This window comes from Nocardioides sp. LS1 (assembly GCF_003865225.1).
Taxonomy (GTDB): Bacteria; Actinomycetota; Actinomycetes; order Propionibacteriales; family Nocardioidaceae; genus Nocardioides; species Nocardioides ginsengisegetis.
Genome location: NZ_BIFF01000002.1, coordinates 1,850,668 through 1,873,910, shown reverse-complemented (window position 1 = coordinate 1,873,910; position 23,243 = coordinate 1,850,668). Strand labels below are relative to the sequence as shown.

Annotated in this window: 20 protein-coding genes and 1 tRNA gene; 6 read left to right on the top strand and 15 right to left on the bottom strand. The window is 72.7% G+C overall.

Features of this window, described 5'->3' with window-relative positions; all coding sequences use genetic code 11:
* Positions 1-48: 48 nt before the first annotated feature.
* A complete protein-coding gene (pdxY, locus tag EJF31_RS13655; RefSeq protein ID WP_125037548.1) occupies positions 49-900 on the top strand; it encodes a pyridoxal kinase PdxY in 852 nt (283 codons plus the stop codon).
* A 10-nt stretch (positions 901-910) separates the two neighbouring features.
* Here pdxY and EJF31_RS13650 read toward each other — a convergent pair.
* The 3 genes from EJF31_RS13650 to EJF31_RS13640 all read right to left on the bottom strand — a co-directional run bounded on the left by EJF31_RS13650 (position 911) and on the right by EJF31_RS13640 (position 2,670).
* Positions 911-983 (bottom strand) — tRNA-Thr (locus EJF31_RS13650).
* 101 nt (positions 984-1,084) lie between these two features.
* Positions 1,085-1,969 carry a transketolase family protein gene (locus tag EJF31_RS13645; protein ID WP_125037799.1) on the bottom strand — a complete coding sequence of 295 codons (885 nt, stop codon included), beginning with the start codon at positions 1,967-1,969 and terminating at the stop codon, positions 1,085-1,087.
* Positions 1,969-2,670 (bottom strand): thiamine pyrophosphate-dependent enzyme, encoded by a 702-nt coding sequence (locus EJF31_RS13640; protein ID WP_125037547.1) that lies wholly within the window; start codon positions 2,668-2,670, stop codon positions 1,969-1,971. Before EJF31_RS13640 ends, EJF31_RS13645 begins: the two co-directional genes overlap by 1 nt.
* Positions 2,671-2,722: 52 nt before the next feature.
* On the opposite strand from EJF31_RS13640, the gene soxR reads away from it, so the two are divergent.
* From soxR to EJF31_RS13625, 3 genes are read left to right on the top strand one after another with little or no spacing between them, the layout of a single operon-like run.
* Positions 2,723-3,172: a redox-sensitive transcriptional activator SoxR gene (soxR, locus tag EJF31_RS13635; RefSeq protein WP_125037546.1), complete on the top strand. Its 450-nt coding sequence runs from the start codon at positions 2,723-2,725 to the stop codon at positions 3,170-3,172.
* Positions 3,169-5,007 (top strand): glycoside hydrolase family 13 protein, encoded by a 1,839-nt coding sequence (locus tag EJF31_RS13630; protein ID WP_125037545.1) that lies wholly within the window; start codon positions 3,169-3,171, stop codon positions 5,005-5,007. Before soxR ends, EJF31_RS13630 begins: the two co-directional genes overlap by 4 nt.
* A 17-nt stretch (positions 5,008-5,024) precedes the next feature.
* Positions 5,025-6,236 carry a DUF4032 domain-containing protein gene (locus EJF31_RS13625; protein WP_125037544.1) on the top strand — a complete coding sequence of 404 codons (1,212 nt, stop codon included), beginning with the start codon at positions 5,025-5,027 and terminating at the stop codon, positions 6,234-6,236.
* A gap of 69 nt (positions 6,237-6,305) precedes the next feature.
* On the opposite strand, the gene EJF31_RS13620 is transcribed toward EJF31_RS13625, so the two are convergent.
* The 8 genes from EJF31_RS13620 to EJF31_RS13585 all read right to left on the bottom strand — a co-directional run bounded on the left by EJF31_RS13620 (position 6,306) and on the right by EJF31_RS13585 (position 15,534).
* Complete coding sequence (locus tag EJF31_RS13620; protein ID WP_125037543.1) at positions 6,306-6,851, bottom strand: hypothetical protein; 546 nt, start codon at positions 6,849-6,851, stop codon at positions 6,306-6,308.
* A 3-nt stretch (positions 6,852-6,854) separates the two neighbouring features.
* Positions 6,855-8,480: a choice-of-anchor P family protein gene (locus tag EJF31_RS13615; RefSeq protein WP_125037542.1), complete on the bottom strand. Its 1,626-nt coding sequence runs from the start codon at positions 8,478-8,480 to the stop codon at positions 6,855-6,857.
* Positions 8,477-9,184, bottom strand: a complete 708-nt coding sequence (locus EJF31_RS13610; RefSeq protein ID WP_125037541.1) for an ABC transporter ATP-binding protein — start codon at positions 9,182-9,184, stop codon at positions 8,477-8,479. Before EJF31_RS13610 ends, EJF31_RS13615 begins: the two co-directional genes overlap by 4 nt.
* Positions 9,181-9,918, bottom strand: coding sequence for an ABC transporter ATP-binding protein (locus EJF31_RS13605; RefSeq protein WP_125037540.1), 738 nt, complete (start codon positions 9,916-9,918; stop codon positions 9,181-9,183). The genes EJF31_RS13610 and EJF31_RS13605 overlap by 4 nt, the downstream gene beginning before the upstream one ends.
* A complete protein-coding gene (locus EJF31_RS13600; protein WP_125037539.1) occupies positions 9,905-11,836 on the bottom strand; it encodes an ABC transporter permease in 1,932 nt (643 codons plus the stop codon). The genes EJF31_RS13605 and EJF31_RS13600 overlap by 14 nt, the downstream gene beginning before the upstream one ends.
* A 3-nt stretch (positions 11,837-11,839) precedes the next feature.
* Positions 11,840-13,330 (bottom strand): ABC transporter substrate-binding protein, encoded by a 1,491-nt coding sequence (locus tag EJF31_RS13595; protein ID WP_125037538.1) that lies wholly within the window; start codon positions 13,328-13,330, stop codon positions 11,840-11,842.
* A 103-nt stretch (positions 13,331-13,433) separates the two neighbouring features.
* Positions 13,434-14,582 carry an acyl-CoA dehydrogenase family protein gene (locus tag EJF31_RS13590; RefSeq protein ID WP_260430830.1) on the bottom strand — a complete coding sequence of 383 codons (1,149 nt, stop codon included), beginning with the start codon at positions 14,580-14,582 and terminating at the stop codon, positions 13,434-13,436.
* 121 nt (positions 14,583-14,703) lie between these two features.
* Positions 14,704-15,534 carry a DUF559 domain-containing protein gene (locus EJF31_RS13585; RefSeq protein WP_185736257.1) on the bottom strand — a complete coding sequence of 277 codons (831 nt, stop codon included), beginning with the start codon at positions 15,532-15,534 and terminating at the stop codon, positions 14,704-14,706.
* Between the two features lie 99 nt (positions 15,535-15,633).
* Between EJF31_RS13585 and eis the strand changes: the two genes are divergently transcribed.
* A complete protein-coding gene (gene eis, locus EJF31_RS13580; RefSeq protein WP_185736256.1) occupies positions 15,634-16,827 on the top strand; it encodes an enhanced intracellular survival protein Eis in 1,194 nt (397 codons plus the stop codon).
* Here eis and EJF31_RS13575 read toward each other — a convergent pair.
* The 3 genes from EJF31_RS13575 to cysS are packed head-to-tail and all read right to left on the bottom strand — an operon-like array spanning position 16,818 to position 20,817.
* A complete protein-coding gene (locus tag EJF31_RS13575; protein WP_260430829.1) occupies positions 16,818-18,398 on the bottom strand; it encodes a metallophosphoesterase in 1,581 nt (526 codons plus the stop codon). The two genes, eis and EJF31_RS13575, sit on opposite strands and share 10 nt — an antisense overlap.
* 2 nt (positions 18,399-18,400) lie before the next feature.
* The gene (gene rlmB, locus EJF31_RS13570) at positions 18,401-19,351 is read right to left on the bottom strand and encodes a 23S rRNA (guanosine(2251)-2'-O)-methyltransferase RlmB (RefSeq protein WP_125037534.1); all 951 of its coding nucleotides are present in this window, start codon (positions 19,349-19,351) and stop codon (positions 18,401-18,403) included.
* Complete coding sequence (gene cysS, locus EJF31_RS13565) at positions 19,351-20,817, bottom strand: cysteine--tRNA ligase (RefSeq protein ID WP_221767540.1); 1,467 nt, start codon at positions 20,815-20,817, stop codon at positions 19,351-19,353. Before cysS ends, rlmB begins: the two co-directional genes overlap by 1 nt.
* Here cysS and EJF31_RS13560 point away from each other — a divergent pair.
* Positions 20,802-22,040: a C39 family peptidase gene (locus tag EJF31_RS13560; protein ID WP_221767539.1), complete on the top strand. Its 1,239-nt coding sequence runs from the start codon at positions 20,802-20,804 to the stop codon at positions 22,038-22,040. The two genes, cysS and EJF31_RS13560, sit on opposite strands and share 16 nt — an antisense overlap.
* Positions 22,041-22,106: 66 nt before the next feature.
* Here the strand turns inward: EJF31_RS13560 and EJF31_RS13555 are convergent, their stop codons facing one another.
* Entirely contained in the window at positions 22,107-23,150 is a 1,044-nt protein-coding gene (locus tag EJF31_RS13555; protein ID WP_125037532.1) for a hypothetical protein, read from the bottom strand.
* Between the last annotated feature and the right edge of the window lie 93 nt (positions 23,151-23,243).

Sequence of the window (23,243 nt, the reverse complement as noted above, 5' to 3'; positions counted from 1 at the left end):
CGCGTTCTAGTTTGCCCGTACAGGTCGTCCACGGGGAGACTCCCCGGGGTGAAGATCCTCTCCGTCCAGTCCTCCGTCGCCTACGGCCACGTCGGCAACTCCGCCGCCGTCTTCCCGCTCCAGCGGCTCGGCCACGACGTCTGGCCGGTGCTCACCGTGCACTTCTCCAACCACACGGGGTACGGCGCGTGGCGCGGGCCGCTGCTCGCGCCCGACGACGTCCGGGAGGTGATCGCCGGGATCGAGGACCGCGGCGTGCTCGGCGAGGCGGACGCGGTGCTCTCGGGCTACCAGGGCGACCCCGCCGTCGGCGGGGTCATCCTCGACACGGTCGCGCGGGTCAAGGCGCTCAACCCCGCCGCCGTCTACTGCTGCGACCCGGTGATGGGCGACGTCGGCCGCGGGATGTTCGTGCGGCCCGGGATCCCGGAGTTCATGCGCGACACCGTGCTGCCGGCCGCCGACGTGCTGACCCCCAACCACTTCGAGCTCGACTTCCTCGCCGGGCGGACCACGACCACGCTCGAGGAGGTGCTGGAGGCCGTCGACGCGGTGCGTGCGCGGGGACCCCGCGACGTGCTGGTCACCAGCGTGCTCCACGACGGCGTCCCCGACGGGTCGCTGGACGTCGTGGCCGTCTCGGACGCCGGCGCCTGGGCCGTCACCACCCCCCTGCTGCCGATCAGCCCCAACGGGTGCGGCGACGTGACGGCCGCGCTCTACCTCGCACACCTGACAGCGACCGGCTCGGCCGAGGTCGCGCTGGCCAGGACGACGTCATCGGTCTTCGCGATCCTCGAGGCGACCATCGCCGCCGGCACCCGCGAGATCCAGCTCGTCGCCGCCCAGGAGGCGATCGCGTCCCCGCCGGAGACCTTCGTGCCGCGCCGGTTGCGCTGAGGCAGTTCGGAGCCGGTGACAGGAGTCGAACCCGCGACATCCTCTTTACAAGAGAGGCGCTCTACCAACTGAGCTACACCGGCCTCGCCGTCGGCCCGAGGGTCGGCGGCGAGGCCACATGCTAGTTGGTCGCCCCGTGTGCCCCACGACGCGCCATGGCGCGTCCTCGGGCACACGGGGCAGGTCAGGCGGCGAGGAAGCCATCGAGGGACCTGCGGATCCCGGCGGCGTCGAGGCCGTGCGCGCGGACGTGCTCGCGGGACGTGCCGTAGTGCCGGTGCTCCTCGCGGCCGACACCGAGCGCGAGCAGCCGGTGCGGGACGTCGCGCAGCGCCTCGGCGACCACCCGCGACGACGTGCCGGCCAGCCACGGCTCGACGAGCACGACATCCGGCGAGCCGAGGACGGCCCGCAGCCCGCGCCCGTCGAAGGGCCGCACCGTGGAGGAGTACAGGACGGTGACATCCAGCCCGGCGGTCGCGGCCAGCACGTCGTCGAGCACCGGCCCGAGGGCGATGACGGTGGCGCCGGCACCGCGGCGTACGACGTGGAAGCGGCCGTGGGCGGGGTACGCCGCCGTGTTGGTCTGGCCGACCACCCGGACGTAGTGCAGGCCGTCGCCGGCCACGACGGTCCGCAGGATCGCGTCGACCTCGACGGCATTGGACGGGGCGTGCACGTGCACGCCGGGCAGGGTGTCGAGCAGGGCGACGTCGCCGGGCGCCTGGTGCGTGCGGCCGCCGCCGGGGATGTCGAAGGAGCCGCCCGCCCCCACGAGCACGCCCCCGACGTCCTGGTGGCCGAAGCCGAGCTTGACCTGCTCGAAGGCGCGCTCCACGAGGAACGAGCTGAACGTGTGCACGACCGGTCGCATCCCGGTCAGCGCCATCCCCGCGCCGACGTTGACGAGGAGCTGCTCGCGGATGCCGACGTTGACGACGCGGTCGGGGTGCCGGGCCTCGACGTCGCCGAAGTACTGGGCCGAGATCTCGGCGTAGACCAGCGCGACGGAGTCGTCGGTGTCGACGAGGTCGGCGGTGGTGCGGGCGAACTGCTGGCGGGCATCCATCACGACTTCTCCTCGACGGTGGCGATCACGGTGGCGACCACGGCGTTGGGGCGGCCGATCCCCCGGTGGGACAGGGCCTTCTCGAGCAGGTCGTGGTCGCGGCCGTCGACCGTGACGGTGTCCCAGCCCTCGACCTCGAAGCGGGCGGCGATCCGGCCCGGCACGGCGTACGACGTCGACCGGTTGTCGACGACCACGACCGTGAGCGCGTCGAGGCCCAGCGCGGCGGCGAGCTCGATCGCCTCGTGGTTGCTGCCCTCGTCGAGCTCGGCGTCGCCGACCAGCACGACGACGCGCGACGCGACGCCCTGCGCGCGCAGCCCCAGGGCCGTGCCGACCGCGAGCGGAAGGCCGTGGCCCAGCGACCCCGACGAGATCTCGACGCCGGGCACGAGATTGCGGTCGGGGTGGTAGCCGAGCGGCGAGTCGTAGGTCGCCCAGTCGGCGAGCCAGGACTCCGGGAAGAAGCCCTGGTCCACGAGGACCGCGTAGTAGGCCATCGGGCCGTGGCCCTTGGACAGCAGGAAGCGGTCGCGCGTCGGGTCGCCGGCGGTCGACGGCGAGACGTCGAGGACCCGTTCGTAGAGGACGCGGACCACGTCCAGCGTCGAGGTGGCGGCGTCGGAGTGCTTGTCGTCGCCGGTCATCAGGGACACCAGCCGGTGCAGCTCGGCGGCATGGGGATCGTGCGGTGTGGACATGCAACACAGGGTTCAACTTGAAGTCGAGTTGAAGTCAAGTCAGGCTCGACCCATGACCCAGCTGACGATCGGCCACCTCGCCGAGCGCGCCGGGGTCGCCACGTCCGCGATCCGCTTCTACGAGTCGCGCGGCCTGATCCGGTCGGTGCGGACGCCCGGCAACCAGCGGCGCTACGAACAGGCCACCCTGCGCCGGATCGCGTTCATCCGGACCGCCCAGCGCGTCGGGCTCAGCCTCGACGAGATCGCCGACGCGCTGGCGACGCTGCCCAACCACCGCACCCCCACCAAGGCCGACTGGTCCCGCCTGAGCCGCGCCTGGCGCCCCCGCATCGAGGAGCAGATCGAGCGCCTCGAGCGGCTCCGTGACAAGCTCGACGGCTGCATCGGCTGCGGCTGCCTGTCGCTGAAGAACTGCGCCCTGAACAACCCCGACGACGAGGTCGCGCCCCGCGGCCCCGGCGCCGTCTTCCTCGAACCCGACCGGACGGAACCCCGATGACGAGCCTCCTGCACGAGCCCCACCACGACGGATCGCCCCTGTACGTCGGCGACGAGGTCCCCACGCTCGGCTGGTCGACCCAGGTGCGGGTCCGCACCGCCGCGGACGACCCCGTCGAGGCGATGTGGATCCGGACGACGTACGACGCGGAGCCGACGTTCCACCCGTGCGCCGTGGTCGCCCACGAGGGGGACACGGTCTGGTGGGAGGGCACGCTCCCCGTGCACAACCCGGTGACGCACTACCGCTTCCTGCTGGCGCACGGCAGCGAGCAGCGCTGGCTGACCGGCGCCGGCGTGGCCGACCACGACGTGCCGGACGCCTTCGACTTCCGCATCACCGCGCACGCGGCGGCGCCGGACTGGGGCCGCGACGCCGTCGTCTACCAGATCTTCCCCGACCGGTTCGCCCGCTCGGCGGCTGCCGACGAGCGCCCGACCCCGCACTGGGCCGTGCCCGCGGCCTGGGACGACGAGGTCGTCTTCGAGGGCTCCGACCCGCACACGCCGCTGCAGTTCTTCGGCGGCGACCTCGACGGGATCGTCGACCACCTCGACCACATCGGCGAGGTCGGGGCGACGGTCGTCTACACGACGCCGGTCTTCCCCGGCGAGAGCAACCACCGCTACAACGCCTCCACGTTCGACGGCGTCGACCCGCTGCTCGGCGGCGACGAGGCCTACGCCCGGCTCAGCACGGCCGTGCACGAGCGGGGCTGGCGGCTGCTCGGCGACCTGACCACCAACCACACCGGCGACACCCACGAGTGGTTCACGTCGGCCGTCGCCGACCCGGAGTCGCCGACCCGCGACTGGTACTACTTCCGCCACGACGGCAGCTACGAGTGCTGGATGGGCCACGGCACGCTGCCCAAGCTCAACCTCGCGCACCCCGGCCTGCGGGCCGCGATGGTCGAGGGCCCCGACAGCGTGGTGGCACGGTGGCTGCGACCGCCGTACGACGTGGACGGCTGGCGGATCGACGTCGCCAACATGACCGGACGGCTGGGGCGCGTCGACGTCAACCAGGAGGTGGCGCGGGCGCTCCGCGCGACCGCCGACGCCGAGCGGCCCGACCCGCTGGTGATCGGCGAGCACAACCACGACGCGTCCAGCGACCTCGACGGCGACGGCTGGCACGGGACGATGAACTACTCCGGCTTCTCCTGGCCGGTGTGGTCCTGGCTCCGCGCCCCCGAGACGCCGGCGCGGCCCTTCGGCCGCCCGGTGCAGGTCCCCCGCCGCGGTGGGCCGCTCGTGCACCGCTCGCTGCGCGAGTGGCTGGCGCGCTACGGCTGGCGCGCCGCCTCGCAGTCGTGGAACATCCTCGGCTCACACGACTCCGCCCGGATCCGCACCGTCGTCGGCAGCGGCGAGGCGCAGCGGGTCGCGGCCGGGCTGCAGTTCACGCTGCCGGGCGTGCCGATGGTCTTCGCGGGCGACGAGATCGGGCTCGAGGGGGTGCTGGGCGAGGACTCGCGGCGCCCGATGCCCTGGGACCGGCCCGAGGAGTGGGACCGGGAGACGATGGCGACGTACGCCGCCCTCGCGCGACTGCGCACCGAGCACGACGCGCTGCGCCGCGGCGGGCTGCGGTGGGCGCACGTCGACGACGACGCGCTCGTCTTCGTGCGCGAGCACCCCGCCGGGTCGCTCCTGGTCGCCGCGCGGCGGGCCGCCGGCCCGGAGATCGAGCTCCCGTCCGGCCTGCTGGGGCTGGCCGACGGGTCGGCACTGCTCGACACCTCCGGTCGCCGGGAGAAGCTCGCGGCCGCCGACGGCGTGGTCACCCTCCCGGCCGTCGACGGGCCGACGCTCGCCGTGTGGGCCCTCTGAGCAATAGCCTCACGGGCATGGCACTTCGGATCGTCGCGAGCCGGCCGGACCCGGCGATCGTCACCCTCCCGTGGGACACCCCGCTGGAGGAGTGGACCGACGAGTACGTCGTGCCCCTGCCCCGCGGCCTGTCCCGGCACGTCGTGCGGATCGTGCGGCTGCGCGACCGGACCTACGCGGTCAAGGAGACGGTCGAGGAGATCGCCTTCCGGGAGTACCGCCTCCTGCGTGACCTCCAGCGGATGGGCCTGCCCGCCGTCGTGCCCCAGGGCGTGGTGACCGGCCGCGAGGACGCCGACGACGAGGAGCTCCCGGCCGCCCTGCTCACCGAGCACCTGCGCTTCTCACTGCCCTACCGCAGCCTGTTCTCGCACGGCATGACCGCGGCCAACCTGCCGTCCCTGATCGACGCGCTCGTCGTGCTGCTCGTCCGGCTGCACCTCGCCGACTTCTTCTGGGGCGACGTGTCGCTGTCCAACGTGCTGTTCCGCCGCAGCGCGGGCGGCTTCGCGGCGTACCTCGTCGACGCCGAGACCGGCGAGCTCAAGGAGAGCCTGTCGGCGAGCATGCGGGAGTACGACCTGACCGTGGCGACCGAGAACGTCTTCGCCGAGCTGCTCGACCTGTGCGCCAGCGACTCGGTCGTCGACGAGGAGCAGGCGTTCGAGATCGTGGGGCTGCTGTCCGACCGCTACCACGCGCTGTGGGACGAGCTGACCGCCGAGGAGCGGTTCTCCGCCCACGAGATGTGGCGCATCGAGCAGCGGATCGAGCGGCTCAACGACCTCGGCTTCGACGTCGACGAGCTCGACATCGTCACCGACTTCGACGGCGACCAGGTGATCATCCAGCCGAAGGTCGTCGAGCTCGGCCATCACCAGCGCGAGCTGCAGGGCCTCACGGGGCTCAACGTCGAGGACGCCCAGGCGCGGCGGCTGCTCAACGACATCGCGGCGTTCACCATGGGCCAGGACCTCGGTCGCGAGGACCGCTACCTGGTCGCCAACAAGTGGCTCGACCAGATCTACGAGCCCCTGATCGCGATGGTCCCGCACGAGCTGCGCGGCAAGCTCGAGCCGGCCGAGATCTTCCACGAGATCCTCGTGCACCGGTGGTACCTCTCCGAGGCCGCCGGCCGCGAGGTCAGCATCTTCGACACCGCCCGCGACTACATCGACAACGTGCTGACCCGCAAGCCCGAGGAGGCGCTGGCGGCGGACGAGATCTAGCTCGAGTCGATGCGGTCGAGCCGGCGTGAGGTGCCACGGCGTACGGGACTCACGCCGGCCCGACTGGTCTCAGGGGCGGCAGACGCGGCAGGTGGTGAGGTGCGCGTTGTCCTCGCCGACGGGGTGCAGGTCGGCGCGGTGGGCGATCAGCTGGCAGTCGCGGCGGTGCATCGTGGCGCCGTCGCCGGCGGTCACGGGCAGGCCGGAGACATCGAGCCCGTCGGAGCGGCTCGCCGCGGCGCGGGAGGTGACGTCGGCGAGGGCGAGGAGGGTGTCGGCGAGCCGCTTGGCGGTCTCCTTCTGGTCCGCCGCCATCCGGGCCAGCCAGGCCCCGAAGTAGAGGAACCCGCCGGCGAACGTCAGGCCGAGGCCGAGCAGGCCTCCGGAGACGAGGTAGGACAGCTGGTCGTACTGGTAGGGCGTGTTGGCGGCGCCGTACCAGCCGAGCACGATCACCACGAGCCCGAGCGGCAGCAGGATCGCGCCCGCCCAGAACAGCACGATCTGGAGCAGCTGGTAGTGGTTGTCCTTGAGCGGCGCGGCGCCCGAGGTGCCGCGGCTGGACGCCCGCGGGAGCGACGTGGCGGTGCTGGACGGTGCCGGCAGGGTGGTCATCTCTCAGGCCTTTCGGAGGTCGGGCAGGCCGCTGTCGAGGCCGTGCGAGCAGGAGCCGGCGCCGCCGAGGGCGAGCAGGCCGATCTTGCGGAGGTAGGTGCCGCCGGCGGCCGCGAGTCCGATGCCGCCGAAGAGGAGCACGCCGGGCAGCGAGTAGAGCGGCGGCAGGCCGGCTGCGGCCGGGGCCGCGTCGTCGAGCGTGCCGTCAGCGGCCGGGGCCGCCCCCGCGGGCGCGGCGGCGGGCGGGGCGGCGGACGGCGGGGCGACGCTGGTGCCGCCCCCGCCGCTGCTCCCGCCGGACGTCCCGGTCGACCCGTCGCCGCCGGTCGACGGCGGCGTGGTCGGGATGTCGATGCCCTGCACGGTGTCCACGACCGTGGTCGCCGAGCCGAGCGTGATCACGAACCGCGGCGAGAGGTGCACCGCCGCGCCGAGCAGGCTCTTGAGCTGCCCGGCCTGGTCGGGCACCGCGCCGACGATCTCGTCGAACGGCACCTGGTCGAGCATGCCGCGCAGCTGGTGGGTGTCGAGGGTGACCACGAGCCCCGCGACCGTGCTGGTGGCCTTGTCGCCGTCGCGTTCGTACGCCGGCTTGGGCACCGTGACCTGCACGCCCAGCTGGGCCAGCGCCTTGGCCGGGTCGTCGGGAAGTCCCGGGATCGGCAGGGAATGGCCGCCGCCCTCGATGCCGTCGGGCCCGATCGTGAACTCCTGCCCCGCGATCGCGAGCGTCCCGTAGCCGGCCTTGCCGCTGGGCTTCGCCTGCTCACCGTCGCTGGTCGCCAGCGACCGGGCGTGCACGCCCGAGATCGTGATGACCCCGCCGAGCAGGTCGATGTCCGACAGGGCCGCGCGTGAGGTCGCCGCGACAGTGGAGCCGTCGTTGGTGGAGGAGCTGGTCGATACGTAGCCGCCGAAGTCGACCAGCGCCGCCAGCTCGGCCGGGATCTGGCAGGACGTGTCCGGCTCCGCCGACTGCTTCGCGGACCCCTTCGTCGCGGCCGGCTGGGCCGCGGCCGGGGGCTGAACCACCGGCAGGCCCGGGAGCGGCGGGAGCCCGGGCAGGCCCGGCGTACCCCCGTCGCCGCCGTCGCTCGAGCCGTCAGCGCCCCCGTCGTCCACCTGGCAGTCGGTGGAGTAGCCGGTCGACGCCACGGTCCTGTCCGCCGACGCGTGTGTGCGCATCACCATGCCGGGGAACGGCTCGTCGGCCTGGGTGTCCTCCCCCGACGGCGAGCTGGAGTTCACCTGGTCGGGGTAGCCGCCGTCGGCGATCGGGCCGCTGAGCTCGGGGGGCAGCCCGAGGTTCTCCACGATCGTCTTGAAGCCCTCGCCGACCGCGTCGCCCGGCCAGACGTAGCTCGCACGGCCGCGCGAGCTGCCGGTGTCGGCCTGCACGGTGGAGTAGCCGAAGCTCAGCTCCGCCTGCGGGGTGGCCGGGATCGGGATCGTCGGCTCGTAGATCTCCACGTGGACCGGCGTCGCGGTCGCGAGCGTGCTGAACCCGCTGTACGCCGGGTCGCCGGAGTCGCCCGCCTGCGCGGGCCCGGCCGCGGCGACCGGGAGCATCGTGCCGACGACGGCCGCGGCGGCGAGGGATCGCGTCAGGCGTTGCCGGCTGGTGGTCATGCTGCTCCTCCGAGGATGACGTCGGACATCGTGGCGAGGATCTCGGCGGGCTCGCCGGTGGCGACGACGCGGCCGCCGGACATCACCGCCGCGTAGTCCGAGACGCGCAGGGCGGTGCGCGCGAACTGCTCGATGCACAGGATCGAGACGCCGCTGGCCGCGATCTGGGCGACGGTCTCGTAGAGCTCGTCGACGATCAGCGGCGCCAGCCCCATCGACAGCTCGTCGAGCAGCAGCAGGGCGGGATCCGAGGCCAGCGCCCGCGACATGGCCAGCATCTGCTGCTCGCCGCCGGACATGGTGCCGGCGAGCTGGGTGCGACGCTGATGGAGCCGCGGGAAGTAGGAGTAGGCCGTGTCGAGGACCGCGGCGGCCGGGACGCCGGCGTACGACATCAGGGTGAGGTTCTCCTCGACCGTCAGGTTGGGGAAGACCGACCGGCCCTCGGGGACCGTGCAGAGCCCGAGCCGCGCGAGCTCCTCGGGAGCGGCGCCGCGGACGTGCACGCCGCCGAGGTGGATGTCGCCCGACGTCGCCTGCTTCTGGCCGCTGATCACCTTCACGAGCGTGCTCTTGCCGGCACCGTTGGGGCCGAGCAGCGCCATCACCGCGCCCTTGGGCACGCTCAGGTCGACCCCGCGCAGCACCTCGATGCGGCCGTAGGCGGCGTGCAGGTCGACGACCTCGAGGATCGGGACGCTCATGCGGGGACCTCCTCGGAGTAGCCGAGGTAGGCCTCCTGGACGCGGCGGTCGGTGCGGATGTCGGCCGGCGAGCCGGACGCGATCACCTTCCCGAAGTCGAGGACGTGGATCTCGTCGCACACCGTCATCACCAGGTCCATGTCGTGCTCGACCATCAGGATCCCGCGCCCCTCGGCGGCCAGGCCGCGGAGCAGCTCGCCGAACGCGTCGGTCTCGGCCTCGTCGAGCCCCGACGACGGCTCGTCGAGCAGCAGCAGCGTGGGGTCGGCGGCCAGGCAGCGGGCCAGCTCCAGGAGCCGGGCGGTGCCGGTGGGGATGGCGTCGGCGCGCTCGTGGGCGTACGCCGCGATGCCGACCCGCTCGAGCAGCGCGTCGACGTCGGCGGCGACCGGCCGCACCAGCCCGGCCACGCCGCGGTGGATGTCGAAGGCGACCCGGACGTTGTCGCGGACCGTCAGCGATCCGAAGGCCTCGAGCCGCTGGAAGGTGCGCCCCATCCCGCGCTTCGATCGCCGGTGCACGGGAGTGCCGGTGACGGTCCGCCCGTCGAACCGCACCTCGCCGCGGGTCGGCTTCTGCAGCCCGCTGATCACGTTGAAGCAGGTCGTCTTGCCCGCCCCGTTGGGCCCGATCAGCCCGGTGATGCGGCCGGCCTGCGCCGCGAAGCTCGCGCCGTCGACGGCCGTGACCCCGCCGAACTGGACGACCACCTGGTCCACCTCAAGAAGCGACATGCGCGTGCACCTCTCCCGTCGTACGCCGCCCCGTACGCCGCCCGCCGAGCGGCAGCCGGTCGCGCAGGTCCCCGAGCCCGAGCCGGGCGTCGAGCCGGCGGCCGAGCCCGAAGAGCAGGTTGGACAGCCCGTTGGGGTCCCGGCCGAGCGCGACCGCGCCGAACCCGATCACCGCGAAGATCGCGCCGGCGGCCGACGGGTTTGACGACTGCAGGACCGGCAGCAGCATCAGGCCCACGCCGCCCAGCGCCGCCCCGGTCACCGACGTGACGCCGAAGACGACCGCGAGCAGCAGCAGCGGCAGGCTGTTGAAGAACTGGAAGTCCGCGGCGCCGATCGTGCCGCGCAGCCCGGCGAACAGCGCACCCGCCAGCCCGGCCATCCCCGCGGACGCCCCGAAGAGGCCGACCCGCCACCACCGCAGGTCGAGCCCGAGAGTGCCGCAGGCCTGCGGGCTGTCGCGCATCGCGATCAGCAGGCGGCCGAGCGCCCCGCGGCGCAGCAGGAGCAGCGCCAGTCCCATGAGGACGAAGAAGGCGACCATCACCACGACGTACGCCCCGGTGGAGCTGATCGACGCGCCCAGGATCGAGAGTCGGTCGGCGTGGAGCGTGCCGTTGTAGCCGAACGCGTAGTCGGCCTGGAAGATCATCTTGTCCATCAACACGCCGAAGGCGAGCGTGGACAGCGCGAGGTAGAGCCCCGTCAGCCGCAGCACGGGCAGCGCGACCAGCGCACCGACGGCGGCGGCGATCAACGCGGACAGCAGCAGGCCGTAGAGGTTGGGCTGGTCGAGCTTGGCGTAGGCCAGCGCACCGACGCCGGCGAAGGTGAACTGCGCGAGCGAGACGTGGCCGCCGTAGCCGGTGAGCAGGACCAGCGACAGCATCACCATGGCGTACGTCGCGGCCGTGCCCACCAGCAGCAGGTTGGCCTGCGACATGCCGGCCGCGAGCGCCATGGCCAGCAGCACGAGGCCGGAACCCCAGCCGAGCGCCTGCGTGGTCGACGGCAGCGGCGCGGACACGATGCCCTTGACCTGTCCGATCCGCAGCTGGGCCTGGGGCATCAGCACGATGACCCCGAAGAGGAACAGCGCCGGCACCACGGCGCGGATGCCGGACAGGGCGCCTTGCGAGGGCAGGTAGGCGACCGCGAACGACTGGAGGATGCCGAGCCCCATGGCCCCGACGAACGTCAGGGGCAGGCTCTTGAGCCTGCCGAGCATCGCCGCGGCGTACGCGTTGATGACGAGCAGCGTCAGGGCGTAGTAGTCGAGCCCGATGATCGGGACCAGCAGGATCCCGGCGAGGGCGGCGAGCGAGGTGCCGATCGCCCACGAGAGTGACGCGACCTGCTGGGGCTTGCCGCCGAAGAGCTTGAGCAGGTCGGGGTTGTCGACCGAGGCGCGCATGGCGGTGCCGATGCGGGTGCGGTTGAGCAGCAGGTAGAGCAGCAGCGCGACCACCGCCGACAGCACGATCGTGATGACCTGGTGGGCGGTCACGTAGGTGCCGCCGACCTGCAGGCCGCTGGCGGGGAAGAACGGCGGGACGGTGCGCGCTGCCGGCGGCCAGATCTGCTGGGCGAGGCCGATGCAGCCCACGAACAGGCCGACGGTGACCACCAGCGCGACGCTGACCGGCCCCTCGCCCAGGCCGCGGGTGACGTAGCGCTGGATGAACCAGCCGGTGCCCGGCGCGACCACGCCGAGCACGAGGACGAGGGCCAGCCAGGTCGGCATCCCCTGGCGCTGGCTGAAGTCCCAGAACGTGAAGGCCATGACCATGCCGAAGGCGCCGTGCGCGATGTTGAAGACCCGGGTCGTCGTGTAGGTCAGCACGAGGCCGCTGGCCGCGATGGCGTACGCCGCCCCCGTGAAGAGGCCCAGGATCGTGAACGACAGCAGCGAGCTCATGCCTCAGCCCACCGTCGTGACGCCGTTGCAGGTGTACTTGGTGCCGCCCACCGGCACCCAGCGACCGTGCTGCAGCTGGATGAACCGCCAGCAGTCACCGGTGTGCCTGGGGCCGACGTGCTGCGGGGAGTGCAGCCCGTTGGCCGTCCAGCCGTCGACCTTGGCGATGTCGGAGATCAGCGCCGGGCGGCTCAGCTTCCCCCCGAGGGCGGTGGCCCGCTCAACGAACAGCCGGGCCGCCGACCACGAGAACAGCCCGAAGAAGCTGGGCTCCGCGCCCGGCTTCACCTGCTGCAGCCAGCTCAGGTAGAGCTGCTCCTCCTTGTTGGAGGAGGCCTCCTCGAAGGGGGTGAAGTTGATGAACAGCGTGGTGCCCTCGACCGCGTCGCCGCCGCTCTCGACGTAGTCCTTGGTGTACGCCGTGGGGTCGAGCATGAAGACCTCAGGCTTGAAGCCCTGCTGCTGCATGGCCTGGGCGAGCCGGACGAACTGCGCCGTGGAGGCGATCATCTGGACGTACTGCACGCCCTTGTCCTTCATCTGCTGGACGTAGGGCGCGTAGTTGAACTCCGAGATGTCGATGCCCTGCACGTAGTCGAAGTGCATGCCGCGCTTGCCCATCGCCTCGGCCTGGAGCTTGCCGTTCTCGGCGGCCGCACCGGCGTTGATGTAGAGCATCGCGGCGTGCTTGGCGGCGTCCGGGTGGTTCTTGGTCACGTAGTCGGGGACGGCGTTCTCGAACTCGGTCGCCACGGTCGACTGGGCGCCGAAGCAGGTGGTGCAGCGGTCGCGGTCGCCGGTGACGGCGGCCGAGCGGAGGTCCGGCAGCCCGCAGGACTGGGCGGTGCTCGCGCCGCCGGAGTCGAAGGCCGACATCGAGCCGACCATCGCGAAGGTCTCGTCGCAGGCCTTGGTGTAGGCCTGCTGGTCGGCCGAGGCGTCGGTGCGGCTGTCGTAGGACTTCAGCTCGAGCTTGCGGCCGCAGATGTCGCTGGTGGCGTTGAAGTAGGCGACGTAGGCCTTCACCGCGTCTTGGCTGGCCTCGAACAGGCCCGGCACCGGGCCGGAGATGTCGGAGGAGTTGCCGATGGTGATGGTCGAGTCGGTGATCCCCGGGCCGTTCTTGAACCCGGCGCAGCTGCCCCCCTTGCCGCCGCCGGTCGCCGCGTTGTCACCGTTGCCCTGGGTGGTCCCGCCCCCGCCCGTCGCGCCGCTCGCCGAGGAGCCGCCGCCGGTGGACCCCGAGCCGCCACCGGCGGTCGACGTACCGCCGCCGGTGGTGGTGCCGCCGCCCGCCTGGGTGCCGGCACCGCCCCCGAGCGCACTGCCGCCCTGGACACCGCCGGCCGTGGTGCCGTTGACGCGGGCGACCGTCGCCGGGTCGAGCTGGCTGCCGCAGGCCGCCAGGACGAGGGACAGCAGCGCGACCCAGGCGGCGAGGGTCAGCGACCCGGTCCGGGGGGCCCGGCGGGGGCCGGGGCGGCGCTGGAGCATGCGAACCTCCGCATTTCTAGAACACGTATCAATTCACAACGACACATGCTCCAGAAGGTGACGGGGGCCACAGGGTGGTCCGATCCAGTCGGGCGGGCCTACCTCAGCGGAGGAGGTCCCGGCCGATCACCATCCGCTGGATCTGGTTGGTGCCCTCGAAGATCTGGGTCACCTTGGCGTCGCGGAAGAGCCGCTCGACGGGGTACTCCCGCGTGTAGCCGTTGCCGCCGAGCACCTGCACCGCGTCGGTGGTGACCCGCATCGCGGCGTCGGTGGCGGTCAGCTTGGCGATCGAGGCCTGCCGGGAGAACGGCCGGCCGGCGTCCTTGAGCCGCGCCGCGTGGAGGTAGGTCGCCCGCGCGCGCTCGACGTCCGCCGCCATGTCGGCGAGCAGGAACTGCAGGCCCTGCTGCTGGCCGATCGGCTTGCCGAACTGCTCGCGCTCCCCGGCGTACGCCACCGCGTGGGCGAGCGCGGCCTGGGCGATGCCGGTGCCGACGGCGGCGATGCCGAGCCGGCCGGCGTCGAGGGCGGACAGCGCCACCTTCATGCCGGCGCCCTCCTCGCCCACCATCTGGGCGGCCGGGATCCGGGCCCCCTCGAAGATCACCTGGGTGGTGACGTCGCAGGCCAGGCCCATCTTCTTCTCCGGCGCACCGAAGCTCATGCCGGCGGTGTCGGCGGGGACGATGAACGCCGAGAGGCCGCGCTTGGCGTCCTCGGAGGTCCGGGCGAAGAGGATGTAGTAGTCGGCGCACGAGCCGTTGCTGATCCACTGCTTGGTGCCGGTCACGACGTAGTCGTCACCGTCGCGGACGGCCTTGGTGCGGATGCCGCTCACGTCCGACCCGGCCTGCGGCTCGGACAGGCAGTAGGCACCCAGCCACTCCCCCGACAGCATCTTCGGAAGCCACACGTCGCACTGCTCGGGCGTCGCGTTGGCGGCCACGACGGTCGCGGTCAGGGAGTGCACGCTGGTCCCGACGCCGACGCTCGGCCAGGCCGCGGCGATCTCCTCGATCACCTGCAGGTAGACCTCGTAGGGCTGGCCGCCCCCGCCGTGCGCCTCGTCGAAGGGCAGGCTCATCAGCCCCGACTTGCCCAGCAGCCGGTAGGCCTCCGCGGGGAACGCCGCCGCCTCCTCCATGTCGTGCACCTGCGGTGCGAGCTCCTTGACGGCGATCTCGCGGGTCAGCGCGAGCAGCGCCTCGGCCTCGTCGGTGGGCAGCAGTCGGTCAACGTTGGTAGCCACACCCCGATCGTAGGACGTCCTAGGACCTGCCCCCATTCCGAGGCAACGCTCCCGGGGGCAAACGGTCGCCCCAGCACGCGATCAAGCCGAATTCGTCGCTGTTTGCCCCCGTGGGCGTCGATCACGCGAGAGAACGCAGGCACTCGAGCACCCAGTCGGGGTCGTGCATCACCTGTCGCCAGGTGAAGCGCAGCACCGTCCAGCCGGCCAGGACGAGCTCGTCGTAGCGGCGGCAGTCGCGGTCGTGGGCCTCCCGCCCCGTGTGGAACTCCCACGAGTCCGCCTCGATCACGAGGCGGCGCCGCAGGTCGACGAGGTCCGGATGGACCGTGCGTCCCGGCAGCCCGACCGGCTGCTGCGGGACGACGTCGAGCCCCGCCCGCAACGCGAGCTCGCGGAGCATCGACTCGAACGGGTTGAAGGCTCGCCCGTCGGCATGCGCGGCGATCCAGCGCACCTTCGCCGCACCCTTCCCGCGGACTCCGGCCGCCGCCACCTCCAGCTCGTCGCGGTCGACCGCACGGTGGCGCAGCGCCGAGTCGGCCACGGCCAGGGCGGGCCCGGGCGCCAGCCGCCGGCCGCAGTCCAGGACGGTCCGGAGTGGCGTGGTCACCGGCCTGCGCTCGTCGTCCAGGTCGGCCCAGAAGACCAGGCTCCCGCGGCGCTCCCGGACCTCCCTGTTGCGCGGCACGGTCACCCACGGACACGTGGGAGGGAACGCCACCTCCCAGCCGTGCAGCTGGGCCGCCGAGAGGTGCGACACGATCCCGCCGAACCGGGCAGCCGCGGCGATCGCCCGCTCGGCTCCGGGGAGCGCGTAGATCCCGCGCCGGAGGCGCACGACCGTCCCAGCCAGCCACGCGGCGCGCAGCCGAGCGGGGGTGGTGAGGCGCAGCAGGCGCTCGGTGGTGGCGATGCCGCCGAGCCGCTCGAGCGCGCCGACCGGATCCATGCCGGCCTCCTACCCACCAGAGGGGTAGGGCCGGACCGTCATCCACAGGGCGCCCGAAATCCGCGGGCAGGACGTGCGAAAAGCAGGCAGAGTGCCCCCGTGCCGAACCGCCATACCCGCCCCCTGACCCGCGACGACCTCGAGGCGTCTGTCCGCCTCGGCATGGAAGCCTTCGGAGCGCCGCCGAGCGACTTCGTGATGCCCGACCCGGCCGACTACCCCTACCCGGGCCGCCACTCCTGGGGCTCCTTCGAGGACGACGCCCTGGTCGCGCGGATGATCGCCCGCGACTACGACTCGTGGTGGCGCGGCGTGCACGTCCCCACGTGCGGGATCGCGGGTGTCACCGTCGTGGCCGAGCGCCGTGGTGCGGGCCTGCTGACCGACCTCTTCGCGGCCACGCTCGCCGACGCCGCCACCCGCGGCCAGGTGATCTCGACCCTCTTCCCGACCGCCCCGGGGATCTACCGCCGCTTCGGCTACGAGCTGATCGGCTCCTACGACACCGTCGAGGTCCCGACCGCCGCCCTCGCGTCGGTCGCCGCCCCGACGGGCACGACCACCCGCCGTGCCACCGCTGTCGACATGCCCGCCGTCCGCGTGGTGTACGACGCGTGGGCGGCCCAGCAGAACGGCCCGCTGACCCGCTCGGGCCCGTCGTTCCCCGCTCCGGACGAGGAGGTGGTCGGCGCGTTCACCGGCATCACGCTCGCCGAGGACGACACCGGCGTGGTCGGCTACGTGATGTGGCAGCGCGGCACCGGCTACGACGCCGCCGCCTCGATCGAGGTCGAGGACCTCGTCGCGCTGACCCCCGACGCCGCCCGCGCGCTGTGGCGGCTGCTCGGCAGCTTCGGCAGTGTCACCGGCCGGGTCCGCGTCCACACCAGCGGCGACGACCTGGCCCGCCTCGTGCTGCCCTTCCCCGAGTGGGAGGTCGTGCACCGCCACCCCTACATGCTCCGCGTGCACGACGTGGTCGGGGCGTTCGAGGCGCTGCCGCTGGTCGGGGTCGCCTCGATCGCATTCCGCGTCGCCGGCGACCCGCTCGGCACCATGGACGGCGGCTACCGGCTCGTCGTCGCCGACGGCCAGGCCAGCTGCACGGCGGGCGACGTACCCGACGGGGCGGCGGAGCTGACCCCGCAGGGCCTCGCGCTCGCCTACGCCGGCGCGCAGTCCGCGGGCAACCTGCGCCTCGCCGGACACCTCACCGGTGGCGACGCGGCGTTCGACGCCACGCTCGACGCGCTGCTCGGCGGCCGCCAGGTGCACATCCGCGACTACTTCTGAGCCGTCTCCACGCGCGACGGGGTGAGCACGAGGGGGATGTAGGCGGCGACGTGGAACTCGCCGGTCGTCCGCAGCGTCACCGGCTGGATCCCGACCGGCCGTCCGTCGCGGTACGTCACCAGGCTGATCTGGGCATCGCGGCGCGGCTTGCCCCCGATCGCGATGGCGTACGCCGCCCCGCCCGCCGTGCCGGTCGTGTAGGAGTACCCCACCTGGCCGTTGCTGCCCACCACCCGGGTCGGCCCCTCCTGGACGTGCAGGTGGCCGGCCAGGACCAGGTCGACGCAGCCGCGGGCGAGCGCGTCGGCGGCGAGGTCGGCGTCGTGCACGAGCATCGTGCTGACCCGCACCGGAGAGGCGCACGCGACGTCGGAGAGCCGCTGGCCCACCTCGTCGAAGCTCAGCCCGGTCTCGTCCCGCCAGGCCCCCAGGCCGCTGGATCGGGGGTCGTCGACGCCGAGCAGCGTCGCGCCGTCCGGCCCGTCGGTGACCTCGCCGTCCATCATCGTCCAGCCGTGGCTGTCGAGGTAGGACGAGACGAACGTGCCGTGGTCGTGGTTGCCGGCGACGCCGTAGCGCCGGAGCCCGTCGAAGGCCTGGGTCACCGAGTCGAGGCTGAACTCCTCCCACGACTTGCCGGCCGAGGTGTCGTCACCGGCGTCGAAGACGGCCGTGGCGCCCGCCGCGTCGCCGAGGGCGCGGGCGACCTGGTCCATGCCGATGTTGTCGTGCCGGTCGGCGACGAGCACGACGACCGTCTCGCCCTCCGAGGGCTGGTGCAGGTCGAGGGCCGCGGCATCGGTGGCGGCGGTGACGTACCAGCTCTTGCTCGACTCGTACTTGGAGATCGCGCTGGTGAGCAGGCGTCGGGTCTGGTCCGTGGTGACGTCACCGCGCACCTCGATCCCGGCCGCCTCCTCGGGCAGCGTGACGTCGGGGCCGACGAAGTCGCCCAGGGACATCCACGGGTGTTCGGACTCCACCACCGACTCGTTGCGCGTCCACGGCTGCCACGCCATCAGCACGAGGAAGACGACGAGCAGTCCGGCCAGCGCGCCCTGCGGCCCCAGGGCGCGGGCACCCAGGTCCCGCCGCCGCCTCCTGCCGAGGAGCAGCCAGACCAGGATCGGCACCAGGCCGACGACGGCGCCGCGGAGTGCGGCGTCCCACGCCATGTCGACCACGGCGTCCTTGACCTTGGCGACCTGCGCGTCCGGCTGTCCCGCGATGGAGATGTAGCGCCGGACGAGGTCGTCGGTCGAGCGCGCCTCGGTCTTGCCCAGGCGGATGTCGACGCCCAGGGTGTTGCCGGTGTCGAGCCGGAAGTCCGGCAGCACCGGCCCGGTGTGGACGACCACGTGTCCGCCGAGGTCGGGGCTGACCTGGGCGTCGTGGCTGGCCACCACGACCGTGCGGCTGCTGGACAGGAAGAACAGCAGACCGGCCAGGAAGGCGACGATCGTCCAGACCGCGACGTACGCCGTCAGCCGCGACACCGTCGCCGTGTGCCTGAGCACGCGCCCCCGCGCGTCCTCGGGCACACGACCCGTGGACTGCGGAGAGGAGGCCATGGTCAGGCGCGCGCCTGGGCGATGGCGTAGAGCGTCACCGACGCCGCCACGCCCGCGTTGAGCGACTCGACCTGGTTGGCCATCGGGATCGACACGAGCTGGTCGCAGGTCTCGGCGACCAGGCGGGACAGCCCGTTGCCCTCCGAGCCGACGACCACGACGAGCGGGCCGTCGGCCAGGTCGAGCTCGGGCAGCGTGATGTCACCGTCGGCCGCGAGCCCGATGACCATGCAGCCGGCGTCCTGGTAGGCCTTGAGCTGACGGGTCAGGTTGACCGTCTGGGCGACCGGGATGCGGGCGGCCGCGCCGGCGCTGGTCTTCCACGCCGAGGCGGTCATGCCGGCCGCGCGCCGCTCGGGGATCAGCACGCCGTGGGCGCCGAAGCCGGCCGCGCTGCGCACGATCGCGCCGAGGTTGCGGGGGTCGGTGACCTGGTCGAGCGCCACGATCAGCGGCTTCTCGCCGTTGGCCGCCGCCGCGTCGAGCAGGTCGTCGGGGTGGGCGTACTCGTAGGCGGGGATCCGCGCGCAGAGGCCCTGGTGCACGGCGCCGCCGGTCATCCGGTCCATCTCGTTGCGGGTGACCTCGAGGAGGTTCAGGCCCTTGTCGGCGGCGAGCTTGAACGCCTCACGCAGCCGACTGTCGCGCTCGGCGCCCTCGGCGACGTAGATGCCGTTGACCGGCACACCCTCGCGCAGCGCCTCGACCACGGAGTTGCGCCCGGCGATCCACTCGGCGTCCGAGCTCTTCGTCGTACGCCGCTTCGGGCGCGCCGCGGCCGACTTGTCGACCTTGTTGACCTGCTTGTAGACCTTGTGGTTGGGGCGGTCCTTGGCCTTGGGCGTGGGGCCCTTGCCCTCGAGACCACGGCGCACGCGACCACCGGAGCCGGCGGTGGGGTTGCCCTTGCCGGTCTTCTTGATCGCGCCCTTGCGCTGACTGTTCCCTGCCATTACTTCTTGCCTGCTTCCAGTGACCACGAGGGTCCGGTGGGGGTGTCTTCGATCTCGATGCCGGCGGCCTTGATCCGGTCGCGGATCGCGTCGGCGGTCGAGAAGTCCTTGCTGGCGCGCGCCTCCGCGCGCTGCTCGAGCAGCCCGCGGACGAGCACGTCCACGGCCTCGGTGAGCTGCTGCTCGTGGCCGCCGGTGCTGCTGGCCCACGCGACGTCGTCGGGCGAGAGGCCCAGCACGTCGAGCATCGCCAGCACCGATGCGGCGGTGCCGCGGAGGGCGGCGCTGTCGCCGCCGGCGAGGAGCTTGTTGCCCTCGCGGGCGACCTCGTGGATGGCGGCGACGGCGGCGGGGGTGCCGAGGTCGTCGTCCATCGCGTTGACGAAGTCGGCGCAGGGCATGCCGTCGGCCGGGATCTCGCCGAGCACCGCACGCGCGCGGGCCAGGAAGCCCTCGATCCGGCGGAACCCGACGGCCGACTCCTCCAGCGCCTCGAAGCTGAACTCGACGTGGCTGCGGTAGTGCGCGGACACGAGGTAGTAGCGCAGCTCGATGCCGCGGAAGCGGCCCAGGACGGCCGGGATCGTGAGGCTGTTGCCGAGCGACTTGCTCATCTTCTCGCCGGCGGTGGTGATCCACGCGTTGTGCATCCAGTACGACGCGAACGGGTGCCCGGCCGCGCGGGACTGGGCCTGCTCGTTCTCGTGGTGCGGGAAGCGCAGGTCGACGCCGCCGCCGTGGATGTCGAAGGCCTTGCCGAGGTACTTGCCGGCCATGGCCGAGCACTCGATGTGCCAGCCGGGACGTCCGGGCCCCCACGGCGAGGGCCACGCGGCGGTCTCGGGCTCGGAGTCCTTCTTCCAGCCCTTCCACAGCGCGAAGTCGCGGGGGTCGCGCTTGCCCCGCGGGTCGGCGTCCTCGGCCGCCTCCATGTCCTCGATGCGCTGGCGGGTGAGCTCGCCGTACTGCGGCCACGAGCGGACGTCGAAGTAGACGTCGCCCGAGCCGTCCTCGGCGGCGTACGCGTGCCCCTTGGTGATCAGCGCGGTGATCAGCTCGATCATCTCGGGGACGTGGCCCGTGGCGGCGGGCTCGTAGGTCGGCGGCGCGACGTTGAGCGCCGCGTAGGCCTTGTCGAGCTCGCGGTGCATCGCGTAGGCGAGGTTGTACCAGGGGCGGCCCTGCTCGGCGGCCTTGGCGAGGATCTTGTCGTCGATGTCGGTGGTGTTGCGGATGAACGTGACCTCGTAGCCGGCGTGCCGCAGCCAGCGCTGCAGGACGTCGAAGTTGACGCCCGAGCGCACGTGGCCGACGTGGGGCTCGCTCTGCACCGTCAGGCCACACACGTAGAGACCCGCCTTCCCCTCCTCGAGGGGGACGAAGTCACGGACTTCGCGGGTCGCGGTGTCGTACAGCCTGAAGGTCACCCGGCTCAGTCTAGAGTCGCGAGGTGCGTGCCCACACATCCGCGCTGGTGTCCCTCGTTCTCGGCCTCGCGGCGGTCCCGGGACTGGCCGCAGCCCCCGCCTCCGCCGCCCCCGCCCGCCCGATCGCGTACGCCGCGTGGGACACCGGTGCGGACCTCCGCACCGGCACCCTCGCCGGGGTCCGGGTCGCCCACGGCCGGCTCGTCCTCGGGACGCCGCTGGCCGCCCGGACCTACGACGGCCGCCACTACGACCGCGGCTCGTGGACCGGCCCCTGGACGACGTCGGCCTTCGCGCTGACCCAGCTCGTCGCCTCCTGGTCCGCGACCACCCCCGGCGACTCGTGGATCGAGGTGCAGGCCCGCGGCCGGTCGGCCTCGGGCACCACGTCGAGCTGGGACACGCTGGGCCGCTGGACCAGCGGCGACGGGTTCACGACGCGCACCTCGGTGGGCGGGCAGGGCGACGACCTGGCCGACGTCGACGTGGACACCCTCACCGCGCCGGGCGGCTTCACGTCCTGGCAGCTGCGGGTCTCGCTGATGCGGGTCGCGGGTGCGACGACCGCGTCCCCGGCCGTCGACACCCTCGGCGCGATGACCTCGCGGCTGCCCGCGGGTGACGCCGCGACCTCGCGGCCCGGGGTCGCGCGCGGGGTCGTCCTCGACGTGCCGCGCTACTCCCAGATGGCGCACCGCGGCCACTACCCCCGCTGGGGCGGTGGGGGCGAGGCCTGGTGCTCGCCGACGTCCACCTCGATGGTGCTCGGCTACTACGACGCGCTGCCCGACCCCTCGACCTGGGCGTGGGTGCCCAGCGGGCACACCGACCCGTGGGTCGACGAGGCCGCGCGGTCGACCTACGACGCGGCGTACGAGGGGACCGGCAACTGGCCCTTCAACACCGCCTACGCCGCTCCCCTGGCGGGGCACGCCTTCGTGACCCGGCTGCGGTCGCTGCGGGAGGCCGAGCAGTTCATCGTCGCCGGGATCCCGCTGGTCGCGTCCATCTCGTTCGGCAGCGGCGAGCTGTCCGGCGCCCCGATCTCGGCCTCCAACGGCCACCTCGTGGTGATCGCGGGCTTCACCGACACCGGCGACGTCGTGGTCAACGACCCGGCGGCGCGGACCCGCGACGGCGTGCGGCGCACCTACGACCGCGGGCAGTTCGAGGACGCCTGGCTCCCGCGCTCCGGCGGGCTCGTGTACGTCATCACCGACGACGCCCACCCGCTTCCGGGCGGCGTGCACACCAACTGGTGAAACGCGTCAGGCCTCCCCGGGTCACCGGGGAGGCCTGACGTCATGCGTGCTCGGACGTGCTGGAGGTCAGCGGGTCCCGCGACGCACGCCGGCTCCCGCGAGGACGAGCAGGGCACTGCCCGCCGTCAGGAGCAGCAGGCTGAGCGCGTTCCCCGTCGACGAGGTCGAGGCGACCGGGGCGAGCTTGGCCGTGGTGGTGCCGGGCAGGCCCGCGTCGACGACCGTCGGCAGCTGCGGCTGGTCGGTCTGCGAGGTGAGCTGCACGGCCTGGGTGCCCTTGACGTCGATGTGCGAGCAACGGCCCTGCTGGACCGGGGTGCTCGTGGTCGACGTCTGGGTCACGGTCTGGCCGGGCACCCACGTGTTGGTCGCGGCGTCGTAGACGAACGGCGTGGTCGAGGAGACCGTGGTGGTCACGATCTCGTCCGACGAGCAGTCCACGTGGCTCGTGGAGTGCGAGGTGTGGGTCGCGGGCGGCTGGTTCGGCTGGGTCGCGCACTGGTGGTGCACACCCTGCTGGACCGTCCACGGGGTGAAGACCAGGTTGCTGGTCATGGGGGTCGTGTCGGTGACCAGGTCCCACGTCTGCGTGGTCTCGTTGAAGACGTAGGTGTCGGTGTACTCCTCGTCGTAGGTCAGCACGCCGGCGCCGTACGTCGTGCCGTCCAGCTGCACCGAGCAGCCATCGAGCGACTGGTGGTCGACGCGGATGACGTCCGGGGGCGGGGTGCAGGCCGTGCCGGCCGGCTGGTTGCCGGGCAGGTCGGCGCACGCGTCGGCGGGCGTGCCGCACGGGCCGACCGAGCCGGAGTCGGCGAAGTGGTAGGTGCCGTCCTCGGCCTCGACCACGGCCGACCACGCCGTGGTGGCGCCGTCCTGCGGGACCGGGAAGGTCTGGTCGAACGACGACCCGAAGGTGCCGCTCTGCGTGGTGCCGTCGATGGTCACCGACCAGTGGTTCTGCATGGCGGCGTCGTACGCCGTGGCGCCGACGTGCACGCCGTCGCACGAGGCGGAGAAGTTGGGCGTGTGGGCCTCGGCCGGTCCGGCGACGAGGAGTGAGGCGCCGAGTGTGGCGACGGAAGCGGCGATGACCGCATAGATCTTCATGCTGGGTGGGTCCCCCTGGAGCTGTGGATGATCCGCTGCTCGACCCCGAGATGCTGCGGTGCTGATCTACCCGTGCCCGCTCACGCCCACCCC